This is a genomic window from Bacillus sp. FSL W8-0629, assembly GCF_038593225.1.
GTDB lineage: Bacteria > Bacillota > Bacilli > Bacillales > Bacillaceae > Bacillus > Bacillus altitudinis.
This window is the reverse complement of the sequence record NZ_CP151975.1, coordinates 2,181,812-2,202,575: the sequence shown is the minus strand read 5'-3', so window position 1 is coordinate 2,202,575 and position 20,764 is coordinate 2,181,812. Positions and strand designations below refer to the sequence as shown.

Sequence of the window (20,764 nt, the reverse complement as noted above, 5' to 3'; positions counted from 1 at the left end):
AACGGAGGTTTTGTTTTTGCTGACAAAAGAATGGCGTATTCTCACTATTAATCCTGGCTCTACTTCAACAAAAATCGGAGTGTTTCATAATGAACGTTCTATTTTTGAAACGACATTAAGACATACAGATGAGGAAATCAAGCAGTTTCCTCATATCATTGATCAATTTTCATTCCGTAAAGAAACCATTTTGAAAACACTGCATGAACAGGGGATGAACATCTCAAAGTTTGATGCAGTTTGCGCACGTGGTGGTCTTCTTCGTCCGATTGAAGGTGGCACATATGAAGTAAACGAGCAAATGGTTGAAGATCTAAAAGAAGGGTATGCTGGCCAGCACGCCTCTAATCTAGGCGGAATTATTGCCCGAGAAATTGCACTTGGCCTTAACATCCCAGCTTTTATTGTTGATCCCGTAGTCGTAGATGAACTGCAGCCGATTGCTCGTATTTCAGGACTGCCAACAATTGAGCGGAAAAGTATTTTTCATGCGTTAAATCAAAAAGCAGTCGCAAGAAAAACGGCTGCTTCGTTTGGAAAGCGTTACGAAGATTTGAACATGATCATTACCCATATGGGCGGTGGAATTACGATTGGTGTACATCAAAAAGGAAAAGTCATTGATGTGAATAACGGTCTTCATGGCGAGGGTCCTTTCAGCCCAGAGCGGGCAGGTACTCTTCCAACAGGTGACCTTGTTAATTTATGCTTTTCTGGTGAATATTCGCAAGAGGAAATGCTCAAACGCATTATTGGCGAAGGCGGTCTTGCGGGCTATCTTGGTACGACAGATGCAGTAAAAGTAGAGCGCATGATTGAAGCAGGCGATGAGCGTGCGGCGCTTATTTATGAAGCGATGTGCTATCAAATTGCCAAAGAAATCGGTGCGGCTAGTGCGGTTTTAAAAGGAGCTGTTGACGTCATTGTGTTAACAGGTGGCCTTGCGTACAGCAAACAAATTACGTCAAGTATTAGAGGATACATTGACTGGATTTCAGATGTTGTTGTGTACCCAGGTGAAAATGAATTGCAATCCTTAGCAGAAGGGGCGCTTCGCATTTTAAAAGAAGAAGAATCACCAAAAGAATACCCAAATGATCAAAAGGCGGAGAAAGGAGTGACAAGTCATGGCAACTGAATATGACCTCGTCATTCTTGGTGGAGGCACAGGCGGCTATGTAGCGGCCATTCGTGCCTCTCAACTTGGATTGAAAACAGCAGTCGTAGAAAAATCAAAGCTCGGTGGAACATGTCTTCATAAAGGCTGTATCCCATCTAAAGCGCTTCTTAGAAGTGCAGAAGTCTATCAAACGGTCAAACGTGCCGCTGATTTTGGCGTTGAAGCAAGCGGAATTGCCTTACAATTTGCCAACGTACAAAAAAGAAAAACAGAGATTGTCGACAAATTAGCAGGCGGCGTCAAACACTTAATGAAACAAGGGAAAATTGATGTATACGAAGGAATAGGCCGTATCCTAGGCCCCTCGATCTTTTCGCCAATGCCAGGCACCATCTCGGTAGAAATGGCGAATGGTGATGAAAATGAAATGCTGATTCCAAAGCAGGTCATCATTGCGACTGGGTCAAGACCGCGCGTCCTGCCTGGGCTTGAAGCGGATGGAACACACATCCTTACATCAGACGAAGCACTTGAACTGCAAGAACTCCCTCAGTCCATGCTGATTGTCGGCGGAGGCGTGATTGGGATCGAATGGGCTTCCATGCTTAACGATTTTGGCGTAAAAGTCACAGTGATCGAATTTGCAGATCGCATTTTACCAACAGAGGATCAAGATATTTCTAAAGAAATGGAAAAGCTTTTGACGAAGAAAGGTATTACCCTAGTGACAAATGCGAAGGTTCTGCCAGATACTGCCGAAAAGCACGAGAATTTCGTCAAGATCCAAGTGGAACAAGGTGGAGACACTCAGTCGTTTGAGGCAGAGAAACTGCTTCTCTCAGTTGGCCGAGTGCCAAACGTGGAAGGCATAGGTCTTGAAAACACGGACATCCAGACAGAAAAGCAAGGCATTGTCGTGAATGAGCATTATCAAACGAAAGAGTCGCATATTTACGCAATAGGTGATGTCATTGGCGGTCTTCAGCTGGCACATGTCGCATCACATGAAGGCATGATTGCAGTGGAACATATGGCTGGTCAAGATCCAAAGCCACTTGATGAAACGCTCGTGTCTAAATGTGTTTACTCTCACCCAGAAACCGCTAGTGTTGGACTGACTGAACAGGCGGCAAAAGAGCAAGGCTACGAAGTCAAGATTGGGAAGTTTCCCTTCATGGCCATCGGAAAAGCGCTTGTATTTGGAGAGTCTGATGGATTTGTCAAAATCATTGCTGACCAAAAGACAGATGATATCTTAGGGATTCATATGATTGGTCCTCATGTAACAGATATGATATCTGAAGCTGGATTAGCCAAAGTATTAGATGCAACTCCGTGGGAAGTGGGGCAGACGATCCACCCGCACCCAACCTTGTCAGAAGCAATTGGCGAGGCAGCACTGGCTGTTGACGGAAAGGCGATCCATTTTTAATCAAGGAGGGAAACATGATGAGTAACATGCGTCATCAGGAATTAGGATTATCAGATGAACAAGCGATTGACATATATAGAACCATGCTTTTAGCAAGAAAAATTGATGAACGGATGTGGCTTTTAAACCGTTCTGGAAAAATTCCATTCGTCATCTCTTGTCAAGGACAGGAAGCGCAGCAAGTCGGTGCCGCTTTTGCCCTCAATAGGGAAGAGGATTACGTTTTACCTTATTACCGTGATATGGGGGTTGTCCTTGCATTCGGGATGACGGCGAAAGATTTAATGATGTCTGGTTTTGCGAAAAAAGACGATCCAAGCTCAGGCGGGAGACAGATGCCAGGTCATTTTGGGCAAAGATCAAACCGAATTGTGACTGGATCATCACCTGTGACAACACAGGTTCCTCATGCGGTTGGAATCGCACTTGCCGGGCGTCTAGAGCAAAAGAATTTTGTTAGCTTTGTCACGTTCGGTGAAGGCTCTTCAAACCAAGGAGACTTCCACGAAGGCGCCAACTTTGCTGCGGTGCATAAGCTGCCTGTTATTTTCATGTGTGAAAACAATAAGTATGCGATTTCTGTCCCGTATGACAAACAAGTGGCATGTGAGCGTATTTCAGATCGTGCAATAGGGTACGGAATGCCTGGTGTGACGGTTGATGGAAATGATCCGCTTGAAGTGTATGCAGCGGTCAAAGAAGCGAGAGACCGTGCGGCAAGAGGCGAAGGCCCAACATTGATCGAAACCATTTCTTACCGGTTAACTGCGCATTCAAGTGATGACGATGATTCTAGCTATCGAGAAAAAGAAGAAGTGCTCGAAGCAAGAAAGAAAGATCCGCTCATTCAATATGAAACGTACTTAATCGAAGGAAATGTCATGACTTCTGAAATGAAAGAAGAGATGACAAAAGAAATCATGCAAATCGTAAACGAAGCCACTGATGAAGCGGAAAACGCAGCTTATGCCGATGCAGAAAGCGCACTTCGTTACGTGTATGCGGAGTAAGGGGGAAGAAAAATGCCTGTTATGTCATATATAGACGCTATTACACTAGCGATGAAAGAAGAAATGGAGAGAGATCCGAAAGTGTTTGTGCTCGGAGAGGATGTCGGGAAAAAAGGCGGCGTATTTAAAGCAACAGCGGGTCTTTACGAGCAATTTGGAGAAGCGCGCGTCATGGATACACCTCTTGCCGAATCAGCGATTGCAGGTGTAGGTATTGGGGCTGCTATGTATGGAATGCGTCCGATCGCAGAGATGCAATTTGCGGATTTTATTATGCCAGCCATCAACCAAATCATTTCAGAGGCTGCAAAAATTAGATATCGTTCCAATAATGATTGGAGCTGCCCAATGGTCATTCGTGCTCCTTACGGGGGCGGCGTACACGGGGCGCTTTATCATTCACAATCGGTCGAAGCCATTTTTGCCAATCAGCCAGGCTTAAAGATTGTGATGCCTTCTACACCTTATGATGTCAAAGGGTTGTTAAAAGCCGCAGTGCGTGATCCAGATCCTGTATTGTTCTTTGAACACAAACGTGCATACCGTCTCATTAAAGGAGAAGTGCCTGAAGAGGATTATACGCTCCCTATTGGAAAAGCGGATGTGAAACGAGAAGGCGATGACATTACGGTCATTACATATGGCCTTTGTGTTCATTTTGCCCTCCAAGCAGCAGAGCGCCTTGCGAAGGACGGAATTTCTGCTCATATTCTCGATTTACGTACAGTGTACCCGCTTGATCAAGAAGCGATTATTGAAGCGGCATCAAAAACAGGAAAAGTACTCTTGTTAACAGAAGATACAAAAGAAGGAAGCATCATGAGTGAAGTAGCTGCCATCATTTCAGAGCACTGCTTGTTTGATTTAGATGCGCCAATTAAACGTCTAGCAGGACCTGATATCCCTGCAATGCCTTATGCACCGACAATGGAGAAATTCTTCATGGTTAATCCGGATAAGGTAGAAGCTGAAATGAGAGAACTAGCGGCGTTTTAAGAAAGAGGAGGGTTTCAAAGTGGCAACTGAACAAATGAAAATGCCTCAGCTTGGTGAAAGTGTAACAGAAGGAACCATTAGCAAATGGCTCGTTTCACCTGGCGATCATGTGAATAAATACGATCCGATTGCGGAAGTCATGACAGATAAAGTAAATGCAGAGGTTCCGTCATCCTTTACAGGAACAATCACTAAACTAGCGGCTGCAGAGGGTGATACACTTCAAGTAGGAGAAGTGTTTTGTGAAATTGAAGTAGAAGGCAGTGCGCAGCAGAGTGCGAAAATAGAAGAGGCGCCTGCGCAAGATGAAGCACCAGAACCTGACCAAACAAATGTGGATCAGAGTCAAAAGAAACGATACTCTCCGGCAGTCCTGCGTTTAGCAGATGAACACGGAATTGATTTAACGGCTGTTCAAGGAACGGGAGCTGGCGGCAGAATCACAAGAAAAGATTTGCTGAAGCTTATCGAAAGTGGAGGCGTAAAAGAAACGGCAGCACCTGTGAGTGAAGGTACGGGTCAAACAGAACCTGCAAAGCCGTCACAAGCAAAAGCGGCTCCTTCCATCTCTTCAATGCCTGGAGATGTTGAACTGCCGGTCACTCCGATTAGACAGGCGATTGCCGCAAACATGCTAAGAAGCAAGCATGAAATTCCACATGCCTGGACGATGATGGAAGTGGATGTGACAAACCTTGTGACAAGAAGAAATCAGCTAAAAGATCAATTCAAAGCAAAAGAAGGCTTTAATTTGACGTTCTTTGCATTCTTTGTCAAAGCAGTGGCTCAGGCCTTAAAGGAATTCCCTGAAATGAACAGCATGTGGGCTGGTGATAAAATTGTTCAAAAGAAAGCGATCAATGTCTCCATTGCTGTTGCGACAGATGACGCTCTTTTTGTCCCAGTGATTAAAGATGCGGATGAGAAAACGATTAAGGGAATCGCCAAAGAAATTCATGAACTTGCTTTCAAGGTCAGACAAGGCAAACTGAAGCAAAGTGACATGGAAGGCGGCACTTTCACTGTGAACAACACAGGATCATTTGGTTCGGTTCAATCAATGGGGATTATTAACTATCCGCAAGCAGCCATTTTGCAAGTAGAATCTATTGTAAAGCGCCCGATGATTGTAAATGGAATGATTGCCGCAAGAGATATGGTGAATCTTTGTCTTTCATTAGATCATAGAGTACTCGATGGTCTTGTATGCGGTAGATTCCTGCAAAGAATTAAACAAATTCTTGAAGGCATTGACGAAGAGACGTCCGTCTATTAAGCTCATTTATATGTCCCCTTCTCACAATGAGAGGGGGATTTCCATATCAATCAGAAAGGAGCGATGAGATGTCTGGACTAGATTTTTTTGCTTTTCTTACGATCGGTCTGATGTTTATCACAGCCATTGCGTTCGCTTTTCTTCGGTATATTTCCAAATCACGCAATCATCCTGAACGCTTACTGCTCATCATATCGATCGTTTCAATCATTCAAATCGCCTATTGCTTGTTGATGATAGGAGGATTTAAAGGAGTCGCCAATAGTTTATTAGGCATTTCCCTTCTGATAGGTACACTGCTAGGGTATGCACTTGAATATTTATACAGACGTTATATCAAAAAAACGCCCGCATCGAAATGATGCAGGCGTTTTCTTTATTCTGCTGGAACGATAAAGGTCAAATGCTGTTTTAATACTTCAAGGGAAGAAGGAGCGGTCATGTATACTTCACCATCTGTATCTGCATCCATTTCCTCTTTAGTATGAATATGAATGCGGGATGCTTGTATAAGAGACAGGTCACCTTTAAAATCTTCTAGCTCTTCGCGGTTCATTGAAAAAATCTCTTTTAAAGCAGAGAAACTCGTATTTCTGCAAATTAAAATTTCGGCTTTTCCATCATCAATTGAAGCATTTGGCAGATCTATTTTATTTGTACCGATAAAGTGCCCATTCATGACAAGGACAATCACAGCTTCTTCTTCCCAGTTTTCCTCTTCGGTTTCAATGCGTACGTAGAAAGGTTCTGTCTGCTGAAGGGTTCGAAGAGCGCTCGTGAAGTAGCTGATTTTTCCGAGGACAGCTTTTTCTTTATCATTAATATTGTTTGAGGTATCTGCGATGAGACCAATCCCCCAAAAATTTAAAAGGTATCGATCCTCTGCTTTGATTAAATCGACCTTTTTTTCAGTGCCATCTATCACCATTTGAGCGGCCTTTGGCATCTGCTGAGGGATGCCCAGCGTTCTAGAAAAGTCATTGCACGTCCCGCCAGGTAAGATCGCTACAGTCGGCCTTTTTTCTAAACCGCCAATTCCATTCATACATTCATGGACGGTTCCGTCTCCGCCAAGTATAATCAGCAATTCAACCGACTCATCCATTTCACGACAGAAATGATAGGCATCATTCGGCTGTTTTGTAGGCTTAAGGATGAGTTCATCAATATGTAAAGAAAGAAGAGGTACTGTTTGACCTAGTGTTTTTTCCATGTTTTTTTGTCCAGCATTTCCGTTATAAATGAGTATCGCTTTTTTGAATTGTGCCATCACGCAGTTCTCCCTTTCATCACTTTACTATCACTTTTCCCCAATTCCACAGGTCATAAACGACGTTTGAAAAAAGTGAAGGGGGCGAAACAAGACATTTGCCCGCCGGCGTTTTCCTTGATATGATGTAGTTAAAATGGTTTGGTACGTAGAAGGAGTGGACGGTTATGAATATTGATTTTAATTTATTTATGAATGATATTGTGAAACAAGCACGAGAAGAGATTAAACAGGCAGGTTATACGGAACTGACAACAGCTGAAGAAGTCGATGAAGCGCTGACGAAAAAAGGAACGACACTTGTCATGGTGAATTCAGTGTGTGGCTGTGCAGGCGGTATTGCTAGACCAGCGGCTGGTTATTCTGTTCATTACGATAAGCGTCCAGATCAATTGCTCACAGTGTTTGCTGGACAGGACAAAGAAGCAACCGCAAGAGCACGTGAATACTTTGAAGGCTTCCCGCCATCTTCACCATCATTTGCTCTATTAAAAGACGGGAAAATCATTAAAATGGTCGAACGTCATGAAATCGAAGGACATGAACCGATGGAAGTGGTGTCAAAACTTCAAGCCGCTTTCGATGAGTATTGCGAAGAAGTGTAACATGTTACTTTTGAATGAATCATTTAGAGGCAGTCCGGTCTTTTGATCGGTCTGTTTTTTTGTTTTATATGACATACGAATCAAAATAATTTTAGCAAAATACTATTGCATATCAAAAAGAAAGTGTTTAAAATACATTATAGTGAATAAATATTCAAATCTACTCATGATTTTAAATACTAGGAGGCATTATCATATGAAAAAGTGGTTATTATTACTTATGACAGCTGGTCTTGCAGCTGCACTAGCAGCATGCGGAACTTCTTCTAATAATTCAAACGCATCAGGAGACGACAAAACACTCATTATGGCGACTTCAGCAGATTATCCGCCATTTGAATCAAAAGACGGTGATAAAATTATCGGTTTTGATGTCGACCTTGCTACAGCTCTAGCGAAAAAGAACGGCTATAAGCTAGAAATTCAAGATATGGACTTTGCAAGCCTCGTGTCAGCTCTTAAAACAAATAAAGCTGATATTGTGCTTGCAGGCATGACACCTACTGAAAAGCGTAAAAAACAAGTTGATTTCTCAGATGTTTACTACAATGCTGAAAACTTGGTTGTATCAAAAAAATCTAGCGGTATAAAAACAGAGAAAGATTTAAAAGACAAAACGGTTGGCGTTCAATTAGGTTCTATCCAGCAAGATGAAGCAAACGGATTGCAAAAGAAATATAACTTAACGGTTGAAGATCGTAATAAAATCTCTGATATCATTCAAGAAATTAAAGCAGGCCGTTTTGATGCAGCCATTATTGAAGATAAAGTAGCGGCTGGCTACTTGAAAAAGGAAAAGGATTTCCAAGCATTTGGATTGAATAGCTCAAACGAAGGTTCAGCCATTGCATTCAAAAAAAATAGCGACTTAACAGCGAAATTCAATAAATCATTAAAAGAAATGAAGGATAATGGCGAACTTGATAAACTCATTAAAAAATGGTTTGCTGATGAAAAGTAAGTCAGGAAAAGGATCAGCGTCATTCATGAAAATCAAGTAGAAAGCGCTGAAAAGTTCAACATGTGTTGAACTTTTTTCCTGTTTATTCTTTGATTTTATCTGAAGGAAAAAAGGAGAATATCATGATGGATTTTAAAGATGTAATACCTCAGATGCCCTTTATTTTAGAAGGTCTTAAAGTAACGCTTTCTATTGTTGTGGTATCACTGTTCCTTGGTTTTATTTTAGGGATCTTATTAACGCTCTGTAAAATTAGTGTATTTAAGCCGCTTATCTGGCTTGCCGATTTTTATACGTCAATCTTCCGAGGCACACCGCTTGTGCTTCAGCTTTTGATTATTTATTTTGGTCTTCCGCAGCTGCTCGGCTTTCAAATTGATCAATACTGGGCAGCTGTAGCCGCCTTTTCACTAAACTCGGCGGCGTACGTTTCTGAGATCATTCGTGCGGGAATCAATGCCATTGATAAAGGGCAAAAAGAAGCAGCCGTTGCTTTAGGTATCCCGTATGCTAAAATGATGAAGGACTTATTGCTTCCGCAAGCATTCAAAAATATTTCCCCAGCACTAGTGAACGAAACGATTACACTGACAAAAGAATCCGCGATTGTCACAGTCATTGGACTGGGCGATGTCATGAGACGAGCCTATCAAGCAGGTGCCGTCACCTATAACTATCTTGAACCGCTTATTTTTGCGGGTCTCATCTATTATGTCATCGTGCTTATTCTTACCTTCGTCGGCAAATCGGTGGAAAGGAAGTTAAAATCAAATGATTAAAATAGAGAAACTCACAAAATCTTTCGGTAAAAATGAAGTGTTGAAAGGGATTGATACCACGATTAAAGAAGGCGAAGTGGTAGCTGTCATCGGGCCGTCTGGTTCAGGAAAATCAACATTTCTTCGCTGTATTAACTTACTTGAAAAACCGACTTCTGGAGTGATTACGATTCAGGGGACGGAAATTACCAATCCAAAAACAAATGCACTAAAAGTGCGCGAGAATATTGGTATGGTATTTCAGCATTTTCATTTATTCCCGCACAAAACAGTGCTAGAAAATATTACGTATGCGCCAATGAATGTGAAGAACCAATCGAAGGAAGACAGCATCAAGCAGGCAGAGGATCTTTTAAAAAAGGTAGGCCTTTTAGAGAAAAAAGATGATTATCCGAACCGGCTGTCAGGTGGTCAAAAGCAGCGTGTCGCCATTGCACGTGCCCTTGCGATGACACCAGACATCATGCTTTTTGACGAGCCGACGTCTGCTCTTGATCCAGAAATGGTAAAGGAAGTATTAGAGGTCATGAAAGAGCTCGCTCAATCTGGGATGACGCTGATGATCGTCACACATGAAATGGGCTTTGCAAAAGAAGTGGCAGACCGTGTGATTTTTATGGATGATGGGAAAATTGTAGAGGATGCAAATCCTGTAGAATTCTTTGAATCTCCGTCTTCACAGCGTGCTCAAGATTTCTTGCAAAAAATATTATAATGAAAAAAACGAGGGGGAGACTTAACATCTCCTTCTTTTTTTGATTATAATGGGGAAAGTAAAAAAAGTTCATCATTTCACAAAAGTAGACAGAAAAGAGTGAATTACATCATGTTTAAAATCGGCTACCGAACGCTGAAAACAGCATTAGGAACAGCTCTAGCCATTTATATTGCACAAATGCTCGGTCTGCAAAACTATTCAGCTGCCGGCATTATTACGATCCTTTGTATTCAGGTGACGAAAAAAAGGTCACTCCTCGCATCGGGGGCTCGCTTTGCCGCATGCAGTCTTGCCATCTTATTTTCTTATTTGTTTTTTGATCTGATTGGCTATCATCCTTTCGTCATTGGACTGATGCTGCTCGTCTTTATTCCAACAACGGTCTTGCTTCGGATTAAAGAAGGGATTGTCACAAGTTCAGTGATTATCCTTCATTTGTATATGTCTGGAGGCATTACGCTTCATCTCATCTGGAATGAGCTTTTACTCATCACCATTGGTGTAGGGGTCGCACTCATTATGAACCTGTATATGCCTAGCGTTGATAAAAAGCTGAAACAATACAGTGAACAAATTGAAGCGAATTTTGCGAAAATCTTTGAAGAAATCGAGCAATATTTAATGACCGGAAAACAAGACTGGACAGGAAAAGAAATACCAGAGACGCATCAATTGATTAAAGAAGCGAAAGCTCTTGCATACCGTGATGTTGAAAATCATGTCTTAAGACATGAAAATCTGTATTATCATTATTTCAATATGAGACAAAAGCAATTTGAAATCATTGAGCGGGTGCTTCCGAAAATTACGTCCATATCTGTTACAACGGAGCATGGGCAAATCATTGCAGAATATATTAGAGATTTACGAGAACATATTCACCCAGGGAACACGGCGCATAAGTTCTTAAGACGCCTGATTGATATGAAAGAAGAGTTCGATGCACTGCCGCTTCCACAAACACGTGAAGAATTTGAAGCTAGAGCCGCACTCTTTCATTTTCTCGGGGAAATGGAACAATATTTGGTACTGAAAAGCTATTTTAAAGGGATGAAAGAATAAAGACGCATGAGTTCCTCCTTCATTGGTCAATCTAATGAAAAAGGAGGAGCCTATGCGTCTTTTATTTTATACTGTGCTGACCATGTCCCTTTCACCCATCTGGCCGCTCGGGCAAAACCCGCTTCCAGGAGATCCGTATGTCATTATTAATAAACAAACGAACGAGCTTGCGTATATTGATCATGGGAAAATTCAAAAAGTCTACCCAGCTTCTACTGGCAAAACAGCTGATTTAACGCCAGAAGGGGAATTTACGATTATGATCAAAGCGAAAGATCCTTATTACAGAAGAAAAAATATTGAAGGCGGCGCAAAGAATAACCCACTCGGCCGAAGGTGGATTGGATTTGATGCGCGAGGAACCGACGGGAGAACCTATGGCATTCATGGAACAAGTGATGAGACATCGATAGGGAAATTTATTACGGCAGGCTGTGTACGTCTTCATAATCAAGATGTAGAACGGCTATTTGATCAGCTTCCAGTTGGTACAAAGGTATGGATCACGACATCAAGCGATGCATTTGAAAAGCTGGCCAAAGACAAACAGGCCATTCGTTAAAAAACGAATCACCTGCTTGTCTGCTTTTTTATCAACACTTTATAAAAAGGCTGCCGCTCCTGCTAAAAGTGAAGAAATTAACAGTAAGCTAATCATGAGCAATACCATAAATTTCATGAATTTCTGAGACATATCGCACCCCTATAATCAAATGTTTTTGCGACGAGCGCACCTTTCTTTATTCTAGCTCGTTTTTACGCAGGCGACAAGTGATGTACAAAGGAAGTGAACGGATGAATGAAATCGATCATATAGCCATTGCCGTTTTTTCTATTCAAAAAACAGCACGTACGTTCTCTAGGCTGTTTAACTGGGAATTTTCAGACATAGAAGTACTTCCGAATCAAGGGGTCAAAGTATCTTTTGCTTCCCTAGGTGATCTGCACATTGAGTTGATTGAACCGATGTCAAATCACAGCACATTACATACCTTTTTAATAAAAAGAGGAGAGGGGCTTCATCATATTGCATTAAAGTCAGGTGACATTCAGGCTGATCTCAGTCAACTTGACGAGCTCGGTGTACAGCTCATTGAAAAAGGCGCACAAAATGGTGCGAACGGAAAGCGCATTGCGTTTATTTCACCAAAAGAAACGTCAGGTGTGCTAATTGAATTGTGTGAGCCTTTGAAAGGAGAGAAACAGGAAGATGCATGAATCGTTCAATGACTTGTCTGAATGGCGCGAGAAAGCTTTAAGGGGAGGCGGTGAAAAACGAGCAGCGGCTCACCGAAACAAAGGAAAGCTGACTGTTCGTCAGCGGCTTCATGAACTTCTTGATGAAGGCAGCTTTATGGAAATCCAGTCATTTGCTAAAGGCTCCCGCTCAGAACATTTAGGGGATGGCGTTGTCACTGGGACGGGACTGATTCATGGGAGACAAGTAGGCGTTTATGCACAAGATGCGACCGTGTACGGGGGTTCGCTAGGGGACATGCATGCGAAAAAAATAGCGGCTTTAATGGATTTGGCTGCTAAAAATCAAATGCCTGTTATCGGTCTAAAAGACTCAGGTGGTGCGAGAATTCAAGAGGGTGTGGTATCATTAGAGGGATACGGTCAGATTTTTAAACGGAATGTGCTGTACTCTGGTCAAATTCCGCAAATATCCGTTATTTTAGGCTCCTGTGCGGGAGGTGCAGTATATTCACCTGCATTGACGGATTTTGTATTCATGACGGAGCAAACAGCTCATATGTTTTTAACTGGTCCGAAAGTGATAGAAAAAGCAACAGGAGAGACGGTCTGTCCTGACCGACTTGGAGGTGCAGCGGTTCAGCATCAAACAAGCGGGAATGTGCACTATACAGGGAAAGATGAGAGAGACGTGTTAAAAGCAGTTCGAACGCTTTTAACGTACATACCAACGAAACGACGGCCTGTCATTCATCGTAAGGTGCAAAAGCATGATGCGAGCGATCTTGGGAACATCTTGCCAAAGGAGCCATCACGTACTTATGATGTCAAACAAGTGGTGACAGCGATCACCGACCACGGCTCATTTTTTGAAACGCAGCGTTGTTTCTCCAAAAATATCGTCACAGGTTTTGCCAGATTACAAGGGTCTTCCATTGGTCTTGTAGCCAATCAGCCTAAGGTGCTGGCAGGAAGCCTTGACCTCAATGCTGCTGATAAAGCGGCTCGGTTTATTCGATTTTGCGATGCATTTCATATTCCCATTTTAACCCTTGTGGACGTTCCTGGTTTTTTGCCAGGTGAGAAAGCTGAGCATGCAGGCATTATCCGCCACGGCGCAAAGCTTCTGTATGCGTACGCTGAGGCGACCGTTCCAAAGATCACTGTGATTTTGCGAAAGGCATTTGGCGGTGCATACGTTGCGATGAATAGTAAGGGCTTAGGTGCTGACTTTGTGTATGCATGGCCAGAGGCAGAAATTGATGTCATGGGAAAATCGTTTGCAGACGAAATTGTTCATCCTGCTTTGCGTGAGGTGGACAATGAACCTAGTGTCATGAAGGCAGCACAATTAGGATTAATCGACGATATTTTAATGCCAGATGAAACGAGAGAGCGGCTCATTCGCTCATTTGACCTGCTTCGCAGTAAGGAAGAAGATAGACCGTTAAAAAAGCATGGAAACATGCCGCTATAAGAGGAGGAACATCATCATGATCAATGAGAAACGCTTATTAGACGAATTTTTAGAACTTGTTCAAATCGATTCAGAAACGAAACATGAAGAAAAAATTGTTGAAGTCCTAAAAGAGAAATTTACTGGTTTAGGGCTTAATGTAGTTGAAGATGATTCAAAAGAGACAACCGGCCACGGAGCAGGCAATCTTATTTGCACACTTGAAGGGAATCAAGAGGCAGATACGATTTATTTTACTTCTCATATGGATACAGTTGTACCAGGTAATGGTGTTAAGCCAGTCATTGAAGACGGCTATGTCAAGACAGATGGCACAACCATTCTTGGTGCTGACGATAAAACAGGGCTTGCCGCGATGTTTGAAGCGATCCGTGTCCTAAAAGAGAAAAATGTACCGCATGGCAAGATTGAATTTGTCATTACAGCTGGTGAAGAATCAGGACTTGTAGGAGCAAAAGCGTTAGATCCGAAACTGATGACAGCAAAATATGGTTATGCCCTTGATTCAGATGGCAAGGTCGGTACCATTATCGTGGCTGCGCCAACACAGGCGAAAGTACGTGCAACCATTTACGGAAAAACAGCTCACGCAGGCGTGGCACCTGAAAAAGGCGTCTCTGCGATTACGATTGCATCAAAAGCGATCGCGAGCATGCCGCTTGGCCGTATTGATGAAGAAACAACGGCGAATATCGGCCGCTTTGAAGGCGGAACACAAACGAATATTGTCTGTGATCAAGTGGATATTTTGGCAGAGGCACGTTCTTTAGAACCGGCAAAAATGGAAGCGCAAGTAGCGAAAATGAAAGAAGCCTTTGAAAAAACCGCTAAAGAAATGGGCGGAAGTGCCGATGTACAAATTGACATCATGTATCCAGGCTTTAAATTCTCACACGGCGATCAAGTCGTTGAAGTGGCGAAAAAAGCGGCTGCGAAAATTGGCCGTCCTTCAGAACTACAGACAAGCGGGGGAGGCAGTGATGCAAACGTCATTGCTGGAAACGGCATCCCGACCGTCAACCTAGCTGTTGGATATGAAGATATTCATACGAAAAATGAGAAAATGCCGATTGAAGAATTAGTCAAGACAGCTGAAATGGTTCTCGCCATTATCGAAGAAACGACAAATCCATCGTAAAGGCAGGAGACTCTGTGAGCACGCAAAAGATCATTATTTTCCAAGTGGGACAAGAGGATTTTGGTATCAGCGTAGAACATATACGCTCAATTGAGAAGGTCCCTTATTTACAAGAAGTATCGAACCTTCCAAAAGAGATTAAAGGACTCATGTCGTTAAGAGGAGAGGTCATTCCAGTCAGTGACACAGGTGTCATGCTGCACGGAAAACCTCTGGATGTAACCGAACAGTCTAAGGTTCTACTATTTGAATTAAACGATCAAATGATTGGCTGCCTTGTTTCTGATGCAAAAGATATCATTGATATCGAGCTAAGTGAGATCAAGCCATTTCATATGAACACAAAAGCATCTGAATATTTCTTCGGCGTCGTTGAGAGAGAGAACAAGATGATTTTACAAGTGGATCCTAATAAGTTTCTTGGGAAAATTGAGGATCTTGATCAATTGCCTGAGCGATTGAAAGAGGAATTGGCATAAACAAAGGCCCCTTATCCATGGATAAGGGGTCATTTTGCGTGCTGGAGCTTACGCATCTTTTATTTGTTGCGCTCTACAGAAGACAAATAAAGCCTCCTTACCATGTTCGGGTAAGGAGGCTATCATTTATTCAGCTGCTGGGTTAATTGAATCGTTTGCCGCAGCTTTTGTTTTTGATTTTTGGTACATCACATTTAAAATAATCGTTTGAATGGTGAGTAAAAGTCCACTTGTCATCCAATATAAAGGAAGAGCAGCGGGAGCATTAATTGATAGAAACAGCATCATGACTGGGAAAATCATGCCCATGATTTTTGCTTGTTTCAGTGCAGCTTCTGTTTGGGTGCCTGATTGCTTTGCGAATTTTTGTGTGACATAAAATTGCAAGAAATACATGGCCCCTGCAAAGATCGCCACCAAAAGATCAGTTTGTCCTAAGTTAAACCATAAGAACGAATGCGTCGCAATCTCAGGTGTTGAGCGGATTGCTGAGTAAAAGCCAAGAACAATTGGGATTTGAATCAGCATCGGCAGACAGCCCATTGCCAGCGGGTTCACATTGTTGTCTTTATATACTTTCATCATTTCCATTTGCAGTTCTTTTTGTTTTTCAGGTTCTTTTGTTTTTTTCAATTTGCTTTGTATTTGGTCAATCTGAGGCTTAACGAGTGCCATTTTCTCTTGCATCACTCTCTGCTTTTTAAATTGGTTTGCAAAAAGCGGGAAAATAAGCAGTCGGACAATCAATGTTACGAACATAATAGATAAACCGTAGTCATCATGGAAAAAGTTCGCAAGCCAGATAATCAACTCAGAAAAAGGCTGAACAAAATAATGATGGAAAAACCCATCAGAGCTTGTATTTGTTTGCGCACTTGCAGCAAATGCAGGTGACGCTACCATCATAAAAAATAAAGTCGTACAAATAGTCAATAAACGTTTCAATTCATTTCCTCCTCAATAATAAAATCTAATAAGAGAGAGGAAGCGAATGGTCTTCATCATCATTTGATGATCTTTTCATTCGAATGACTTTACTAATCCAAGTTGTAATGCGATCATATATGATAAACAGAAAGTCTGTTCGATTCAAACAAGATGCATCCAACTCTTCTAAACGATGTCCTCCGAGGTGCTCGTTCATTCGGCAGTCTTTTAATAAGAAGGCAATACCGATGGCGGTCAGCGCTGGAAGAATAATCGTAAAGAATTCAACAAGGAAAAAGACTTCATTGAATGTATCAATAATCATGATTATCACATCCATTTCATTACTCACAGTGTACTATACACCATATGAAATGTCTAATGGAACAAACAGGTGAAATTACGGTGAAGTGAAGGAAAGTAGATCACCTAAGGAGGCAAGCAAATGGCTGATTCTCAAAAGAAGGGGCGAATCATTTTTCATATTGATATGAATAGTTTTTATGCATCGGTAGAAATGGCGTATGATCCTTCTTTGAGAGGGAAACCTTTAGCCATTAGCGGAAATGCAAAAGAGCGCAAAGGGATTGTTGTGACCTGCAGCTACGAGGCAAGAGCACTCGGGGTGAAGCCGCCGATGCCACTCTGGGAAGCGAAGCGGCTATGTCCGGGACTGATTGTGCGTACACCCAACTTCGACCGGTACCGCAGCTCCTCACAAGAAATGTTTACCATATTAAGAGAATATAGTGACTTAGTTGAACCCGTTTCAATTGATGAAGGCTATATTGATTTAACCGATACACCTTATGCTGAGCATGCCGTGAAAACCGCTCATGATATTCAAACGAGGCTCGTAGAAGAGCTCATGCTTCCTTCGAGTATTGGCATTGCACCAAATAAATTTCTAGCGAAGATGGCGTCTAATTGGAAAAAGCCAATGGGCATTACCATTTTGCGTAAACGAGATGTCCCGACAATGCTCTGGCCGCTCCCTGCAGGTGACATGCATGGGGTTGGACAGAAAACGGCAGATAAGCTGAAAACCATCGGAATTCATACAATTGAAGATTTAGCGAAAGCGAATGAATATGCGCTAAAAGAGTTATTAGGCATCAATGGACCGAGGTTAAAGCAAAAGGCAAACGGAGAGCATGACGGCATTGTCGACCCAGAAAGAATATACGAATTTAAATCTGTCGGAAATTCTTCCACTCTTCCTCACGATTCTGATGATACAGATGAACTCGTCTCATTAATAGAGAAACTGTCGCAATCGGTGAGTGCCAGATTACGAAGAAAAGAAGTAATGGCAAACCGGCTGCTCATTATGATTCGGTATGCAAGCTGGAAAAATATCACACGGAGCGTCACACTCACGAATCCTACTGATCGAAAGGAAGATCTATTTGAGGCGGCAAAGCAGCTATTCCTAAAGCATTGGAATGACCAGCCAGTAAGACTTTTAGGCGTGACGGGGACCGATCTTGTGGAACGAAAATCAGCCGTCAAGCAACTTGATTTATTCTCTTATACAGAAGATGCAAAAGACGAACCGCTCCAATCTCTTTTAGACGGACTGAAAGAAAAATACGGTAAACCACTCATTCAAAGAGGAGTGACCATTAAGGAAAAAGAGAGCAAAACAAGTGGTACAAGTTTTAATAAAGACTTTTTTCAGGACGAAAGAGGAAATGACTAGCCTGAAAACTTGATAAAAGAGGTGATGTTGTGGTAATTTCAAAGGGTACATCATTTCAGCAGTAATCAATATAGTGTGTTAGAAGGGACGTCAGAATTATGTCAAAACAACAAATCGGTGTCGTTGGACTAGCCGTTATGGGGAAAAACCTTGCCCTAAATATTGAAAGCCGCGGTTTCTCCGTGTCCGTTTATAACAGATCTAGCAGCAAAACAGAAGAGTTTCTTCAAGAATCACAAGGGAAAAACGTTGTAGGCACATACAGCATTGAAGAATTTGTTCAATCGCTTGAAACGCCGCGTAAAATTCTTTTAATGGTAAAAGCAGGTGCAGCAACAGATGCAACCATTCAATCATTACTTCCTCACCTAGAGAAAGGTGACATTTTAATTGATGGTGGAAATACATATTACAAGGATACACAAAGACGTAACCAAGAGCTTGCGGAAAGTGGTATTCACTTCATTGGTACAGGTGTTTCTGGCGGTGAAGAAGGCGCACTTAAAGGTCCTTCTATCATGCCTGGCGGTCAAAAAGAAGCGCACGAGCTAGTGAAACCAATTTTAGAAGCCATCTCTGCGAAAGTAGATGGTGAGCCTTGTACAACGTATATCGGTCCAGATGGAGCAGGACATTATGTCAAAATGGTTCATAACGGTATCGAGTACGGAGACATGCAATTGATCTCTGAATCATACTTTATCTTGAAGCATGTCGCTGGTTTATCAGCAGGGGAGCTTCATGAAGTATTCTCAGAGTGGAATAAAGGCGAACTTGACAGCTACTTAATCGAAATCACAGCTGACATTTTCACAAAAGTGGATGAGGAAACGAACCAGCCGCTAGTAGATGTCATCTTAGATAAAGCTGGCCAAAAAGGAACTGGAAAATGGACAAGCCAAAGCTCACTTGATTTAGGTGTCCCGCTTCCAATCATTACGGAGTCTGTTTTCGCTCGTTTTATTTCTGCGATGAAAGATGAGCGTGTGGAAGCAAGTCAATTAATTCAAGGGCCTGAGCCAACTCAATCAGCTGAAGATAAACAAGCATTAATCGAAGCTGTTAGAAAAGCTCTCTTCATGAGTAAAATCTGCTCATATGCACAAGGTTTTGCGCAAATGAAAGCAGCATCTGATGAGTATAACTGGGATTTGAAATACGGTGAAATTGCGATGATCTTCCGTGGTGGATGTATCATTCGTGCAGCCTTCCTGCAGCAAATCAAAGAAGCATATGACCGTAACCCTGAATTGAAAAACCTATTGCTTGATCCTTACTTCAAGGATATCGTAGAAAGCTATCAATCATCACTTCGTAAAGTGATTTCACTTGCAGTAGAACAAGGTGTTCCTGTTCCTTCATTCTCAAGTGCACTAGCTTACTTTGATAGCTATCGTACAGCTGTCCTTCCAGCTAACTTAATTCAAGCACAGCGTGACTACTTCGGCGCACATACGTATGAGCGCACAGATAAAGAAGGCGTCTTCCATACTGAATGGATGAAATAAGTATAAAACCTCAAAAGACCTTACCTTTGGTAAGGTCTTAGATTGTTGACAAAGGGCTAAAATGAACTTGGTTTTAGCCCTTTGTCTTCTTTTTAGCGTGATAGAAAACCTTTGCAGGACTGACACCGAATGCGAGGGTTTGTCTACACGCTGTGACCTTACCTTTGGTAAGGTCTTTTTTGTGTTTACATCTATTCGGCTAAAAATCCGAAAAAGAGGGATGCTAAGTAAAAAAGAACAGAAAGTAGGGATAGAAGTGGGCATTTTATATGCACTTCTCCCAGCGATATTTTGGGGAAGTATTGTTCTCATCAGTGTCAAACTTGGCGGTAATGCCTATCAGCAAACACTCGGCATTACCCTCGGCGCTTTTTTGTTTTCAATCGGCGCCTATTTGATCAAAATGCCGGAACTGACACCGCTTATTTTTGCGGTTTCCGTTATCTCTGGGATCTTTTGGAGTATTGGGCAAATGAATCAGCTTTCAAGTGTCGCCTTTCTAGGGGTGTCAAAGGCTGTTCCTTTATCAACGGGTATGCAGCTTGTGAGCACGACATTATTTGGTGTCATCGTTTTCAAAGAATGGCAAACCATGACGGTCATACTTATTGGTTCTTGTGCCATTTTATTTATTATTGCTGGCGTTGTCATGACATCCCTCGGTCAAAAAAAGAGTGGCGGAAACGAAGGCGGCAATTTTAAAAAGGGAATTATCATTTTGCTCATCTCAACCGTAGGCTACGTCGGATATGTCGTCATTTTAAGATGGTTTCATATAGATGGCTGGTCTGCGCTCGTTCCACAATCTGTCGGCATGCTGCTTTCATCGTTAGCGATTAGTCTAAAGCAAGACCCGTTTAGCAAATATACGTTCAGAAATATCATTGCTGGTCTTGTGTGGTCGACAGGAAATCTAGGACTTCTTTTGGCGATTCCACTCATTGGCGTAGCAGTAAGTTTTTCCATGTCTCAAACAGGAATTGTCATCTCGACTTTAGGCGGTATTTATTTATTAAAAGAGAAAGCATCAAAAACAAGCTTTGTCATTGCAGGCTGCTTGATGATTATCGCAGGCGGTGTGCTACTAGGTTTTACAAAATAGGAGGT

23 protein-coding genes are annotated in these 20,764 nt (G+C 42.2%); 19 read left to right on the top strand and 4 right to left on the bottom strand.

Translation table 11 applies throughout. The features are described from left to right. Positions 1-10 precede the first annotated feature (10 nt). The 6 genes from buk (at position 11) to NSQ17_RS11255 (ending at position 6,196) form a co-directional block, all read left to right on the top strand. Positions 11-1,138: a butyrate kinase gene (buk, locus tag NSQ17_RS11280; RefSeq protein WP_026050108.1), complete on the top strand. Its 1,128-nt coding sequence runs from the start codon at positions 11-13 to the stop codon at positions 1,136-1,138. Further along, a complete protein-coding gene (gene lpdA / locus NSQ17_RS11275; RefSeq protein WP_058336664.1) occupies positions 1,128-2,552 on the top strand; it encodes a dihydrolipoyl dehydrogenase in 1,425 nt (474 codons plus the stop codon). Before buk ends, lpdA begins: the two co-directional genes overlap by 11 nt. A gap of 17 nt (positions 2,553-2,569) precedes the next feature. Beyond that, positions 2,570-3,562, top strand: a complete 993-nt coding sequence (locus NSQ17_RS11270; RefSeq protein ID WP_039165916.1) for a thiamine pyrophosphate-dependent dehydrogenase E1 component subunit alpha — start codon at positions 2,570-2,572, stop codon at positions 3,560-3,562. Between the two features lie 12 nt (positions 3,563-3,574). After that, a complete protein-coding gene (locus NSQ17_RS11265; protein ID WP_007501148.1) occupies positions 3,575-4,558 on the top strand; it encodes an alpha-ketoacid dehydrogenase subunit beta in 984 nt (327 codons plus the stop codon). A 19-nt stretch (positions 4,559-4,577) separates the two neighbouring features. Then, complete coding sequence (locus NSQ17_RS11260; protein ID WP_041506978.1) at positions 4,578-5,834, top strand: dihydrolipoamide acetyltransferase family protein; 1,257 nt, start codon at positions 4,578-4,580, stop codon at positions 5,832-5,834. A 68-nt stretch (positions 5,835-5,902) separates the two neighbouring features. Next, entirely contained in the window at positions 5,903-6,196 is a 294-nt protein-coding gene (locus NSQ17_RS11255; protein WP_008342236.1) for a YesK-like family protein, read from the top strand. A gap of 14 nt (positions 6,197-6,210) precedes the next feature. Here NSQ17_RS11255 and NSQ17_RS11250 read toward each other — a convergent pair whose 3' ends face one another. Then, a complete protein-coding gene (locus tag NSQ17_RS11250) occupies positions 6,211-7,104 on the bottom strand; it encodes a YegS/Rv2252/BmrU family lipid kinase (protein ID WP_017367568.1) in 894 nt (297 codons plus the stop codon). A 167-nt stretch (positions 7,105-7,271) separates the two neighbouring features. Here NSQ17_RS11250 and NSQ17_RS11245 point away from each other — a divergent pair, with 167 nt between their 5' ends. From NSQ17_RS11245 to NSQ17_RS11220, 6 genes are all read left to right on the top strand, one after another. After that, positions 7,272-7,709, top strand: a complete 438-nt coding sequence (locus NSQ17_RS11245) for a BrxA/BrxB family bacilliredoxin (protein WP_007501138.1) — start codon at positions 7,272-7,274, stop codon at positions 7,707-7,709. Positions 7,710-7,905: 196 nt separating this feature from the next. Continuing rightward, on the top strand, positions 7,906-8,670 hold the full coding sequence (locus tag NSQ17_RS11240; protein ID WP_008342238.1) for a transporter substrate-binding domain-containing protein: 765 nt from the start codon (positions 7,906-7,908) through the stop codon (positions 8,668-8,670). Positions 8,671-8,789: 119 nt separating this feature from the next. Beyond that, positions 8,790-9,449 (top strand): amino acid ABC transporter permease, encoded by a 660-nt coding sequence (locus NSQ17_RS11235; RefSeq protein ID WP_024718895.1) that lies wholly within the window; start codon positions 8,790-8,792, stop codon positions 9,447-9,449. Continuing rightward, positions 9,442-10,164: an amino acid ABC transporter ATP-binding protein gene (locus NSQ17_RS11230; RefSeq protein WP_008342240.1), complete on the top strand. Its 723-nt coding sequence runs from the start codon at positions 9,442-9,444 to the stop codon at positions 10,162-10,164. The genes NSQ17_RS11235 and NSQ17_RS11230 overlap by 8 nt, the downstream gene beginning before the upstream one ends. 111 nt (positions 10,165-10,275) lie before the next feature. Next, positions 10,276-11,229: an aromatic acid exporter family protein gene (locus NSQ17_RS11225; protein WP_007501130.1), complete on the top strand. Its 954-nt coding sequence runs from the start codon at positions 10,276-10,278 to the stop codon at positions 11,227-11,229. A 52-nt stretch (positions 11,230-11,281) separates the two neighbouring features. Continuing rightward, positions 11,282-11,791: a L,D-transpeptidase gene (locus tag NSQ17_RS11220; RefSeq protein ID WP_008342241.1), complete on the top strand. Its 510-nt coding sequence runs from the start codon at positions 11,282-11,284 to the stop codon at positions 11,789-11,791. Positions 11,792-11,830: 39 nt separating this feature from the next. On the opposite strand, the gene prli42 is transcribed toward NSQ17_RS11220, so the two are convergent. Further along, on the bottom strand, positions 11,831-11,923 hold the full coding sequence (gene prli42, locus NSQ17_RS11215) for a stressosome-associated protein Prli42 (protein WP_017357951.1): 93 nt from the start codon (positions 11,921-11,923) through the stop codon (positions 11,831-11,833). A gap of 101 nt (positions 11,924-12,024) precedes the next feature. Here prli42 and mce point away from each other — a divergent pair, with 101 nt between their 5' ends. The 4 genes from mce to NSQ17_RS11195 are packed head-to-tail and all read left to right on the top strand — an operon-like array spanning position 12,025 to position 15,520. Continuing rightward, a complete protein-coding gene (gene mce, locus NSQ17_RS11210; RefSeq protein WP_342467437.1) occupies positions 12,025-12,447 on the top strand; it encodes a methylmalonyl-CoA epimerase in 423 nt (140 codons plus the stop codon). Next, positions 12,440-13,903: an acyl-CoA carboxylase subunit beta gene (locus NSQ17_RS11205; RefSeq protein WP_047945445.1), complete on the top strand. Its 1,464-nt coding sequence runs from the start codon at positions 12,440-12,442 to the stop codon at positions 13,901-13,903. Before mce ends, NSQ17_RS11205 begins: the two co-directional genes overlap by 8 nt. A gap of 16 nt (positions 13,904-13,919) precedes the next feature. Beyond that, on the top strand, positions 13,920-15,041 hold the full coding sequence (locus NSQ17_RS11200) for a tripeptidase T (protein ID WP_035390776.1): 1,122 nt from the start codon (positions 13,920-13,922) through the stop codon (positions 15,039-15,041). Between the two features lie 14 nt (positions 15,042-15,055). Beyond that, positions 15,056-15,520: a chemotaxis protein CheW gene (locus NSQ17_RS11195; RefSeq protein ID WP_008342245.1), complete on the top strand. Its 465-nt coding sequence runs from the start codon at positions 15,056-15,058 to the stop codon at positions 15,518-15,520. A 126-nt stretch (positions 15,521-15,646) separates the two neighbouring features. Here the strand turns inward: NSQ17_RS11195 and NSQ17_RS11190 are convergent, their stop codons facing one another. Both NSQ17_RS11190 and NSQ17_RS11185 read right to left on the bottom strand, forming a co-directional pair. Further along, on the bottom strand, positions 15,647-16,426 hold the full coding sequence (locus NSQ17_RS11190; RefSeq protein ID WP_045034397.1) for a membrane protein insertase YidC: 780 nt from the start codon (positions 16,424-16,426) through the stop codon (positions 15,647-15,649). Between the two features lie 64 nt (positions 16,427-16,490). Continuing rightward, positions 16,491-16,772 (bottom strand): hypothetical protein, encoded by a 282-nt coding sequence (locus tag NSQ17_RS11185; protein ID WP_008342247.1) that lies wholly within the window; start codon positions 16,770-16,772, stop codon positions 16,491-16,493. Positions 16,773-16,892: 120 nt separating this feature from the next. Between NSQ17_RS11185 and NSQ17_RS11180 the strand changes: the two genes are divergently transcribed. The 3 genes from NSQ17_RS11180 (at position 16,893) to NSQ17_RS11170 (ending at position 20,759) form a co-directional block, all read left to right on the top strand. Then, positions 16,893-18,149 carry a DNA polymerase IV gene (locus NSQ17_RS11180; protein ID WP_007501120.1) on the top strand — a complete coding sequence of 419 codons (1,257 nt, stop codon included), beginning with the start codon at positions 16,893-16,895 and terminating at the stop codon, positions 18,147-18,149. Between the two features lie 98 nt (positions 18,150-18,247). Continuing rightward, positions 18,248-19,657: an NADP-dependent phosphogluconate dehydrogenase gene (gene gndA, locus NSQ17_RS11175; protein ID WP_025207592.1), complete on the top strand. Its 1,410-nt coding sequence runs from the start codon at positions 18,248-18,250 to the stop codon at positions 19,655-19,657. A gap of 256 nt (positions 19,658-19,913) precedes the next feature. Then, the gene (locus tag NSQ17_RS11170) at positions 19,914-20,759 is read left to right on the top strand and encodes a GRP family sugar transporter (RefSeq protein ID WP_024718904.1); all 846 of its coding nucleotides are present in this window, start codon (positions 19,914-19,916) and stop codon (positions 20,757-20,759) included. Positions 20,760-20,764: the final 5 nt, after the last annotated feature.

Bases quoted from the DNA above. Each gene is read 5' to 3' on its own strand.
- NSQ17_RS11185 (WP_008342247.1), bottom strand. From the start codon at position 16,772: ATGATTATTGATACATTCAATGAAGTCTTTTTCCTTGTTGAATTCTTT.
- NSQ17_RS11240 (WP_008342238.1), top strand. From the start codon at position 7,906: ATGAAAAAGTGGTTATTATTACTTATGACAGCTGGTCTTGCAGCTGCA.
- lpdA (WP_058336664.1), top strand. From the start codon at position 1,128: ATGGCAACTGAATATGACCTCGTCATTCTTGGTGGAGGCACAGGCGGC.
- NSQ17_RS11270 (WP_039165916.1), top strand. From the start codon at position 2,570: ATGAGTAACATGCGTCATCAGGAATTAGGATTATCAGATGAACAAGCG.
- mce (WP_342467437.1), top strand. From the start codon at position 12,025: ATGAATGAAATCGATCATATAGCCATTGCCGTTTTTTCTATTCAAAAA.
- NSQ17_RS11190 (WP_045034397.1), bottom strand. From the start codon at position 16,426: ATGATGGTAGCGTCACCTGCATTTGCTGCAAGTGCGCAAACAAATACA.
- prli42 (WP_017357951.1), bottom strand. From the start codon at position 11,923: ATGTCTCAGAAATTCATGAAATTTATGGTATTGCTCATGATTAGCTTA.
- NSQ17_RS11200 (WP_035390776.1), top strand. From the start codon at position 13,920: ATGATCAATGAGAAACGCTTATTAGACGAATTTTTAGAACTTGTTCAA.
- NSQ17_RS11265 (WP_007501148.1), top strand. From the start codon at position 3,575: ATGCCTGTTATGTCATATATAGACGCTATTACACTAGCGATGAAAGAA.
- gndA (WP_025207592.1), top strand. From the start codon at position 18,248: ATGTCAAAACAACAAATCGGTGTCGTTGGACTAGCCGTTATGGGGAAA.
- NSQ17_RS11220 (WP_008342241.1), top strand. From the start codon at position 11,282: ATGCGTCTTTTATTTTATACTGTGCTGACCATGTCCCTTTCACCCATC.
- NSQ17_RS11180 (WP_007501120.1), top strand. From the start codon at position 16,893: ATGGCTGATTCTCAAAAGAAGGGGCGAATCATTTTTCATATTGATATG.
- NSQ17_RS11225 (WP_007501130.1), top strand. From the start codon at position 10,276: ATGTTTAAAATCGGCTACCGAACGCTGAAAACAGCATTAGGAACAGCT.
- NSQ17_RS11255 (WP_008342236.1), top strand. From the start codon at position 5,903: ATGTCTGGACTAGATTTTTTTGCTTTTCTTACGATCGGTCTGATGTTT.
- NSQ17_RS11230 (WP_008342240.1), top strand. From the start codon at position 9,442: ATGATTAAAATAGAGAAACTCACAAAATCTTTCGGTAAAAATGAAGTG.
- NSQ17_RS11245 (WP_007501138.1), top strand. From the start codon at position 7,272: ATGAATATTGATTTTAATTTATTTATGAATGATATTGTGAAACAAGCA.
- NSQ17_RS11205 (WP_047945445.1), top strand. From the start codon at position 12,440: ATGCATGAATCGTTCAATGACTTGTCTGAATGGCGCGAGAAAGCTTTA.
- NSQ17_RS11250 (WP_017367568.1), bottom strand. From the start codon at position 7,104: ATGGCACAATTCAAAAAAGCGATACTCATTTATAACGGAAATGCTGGA.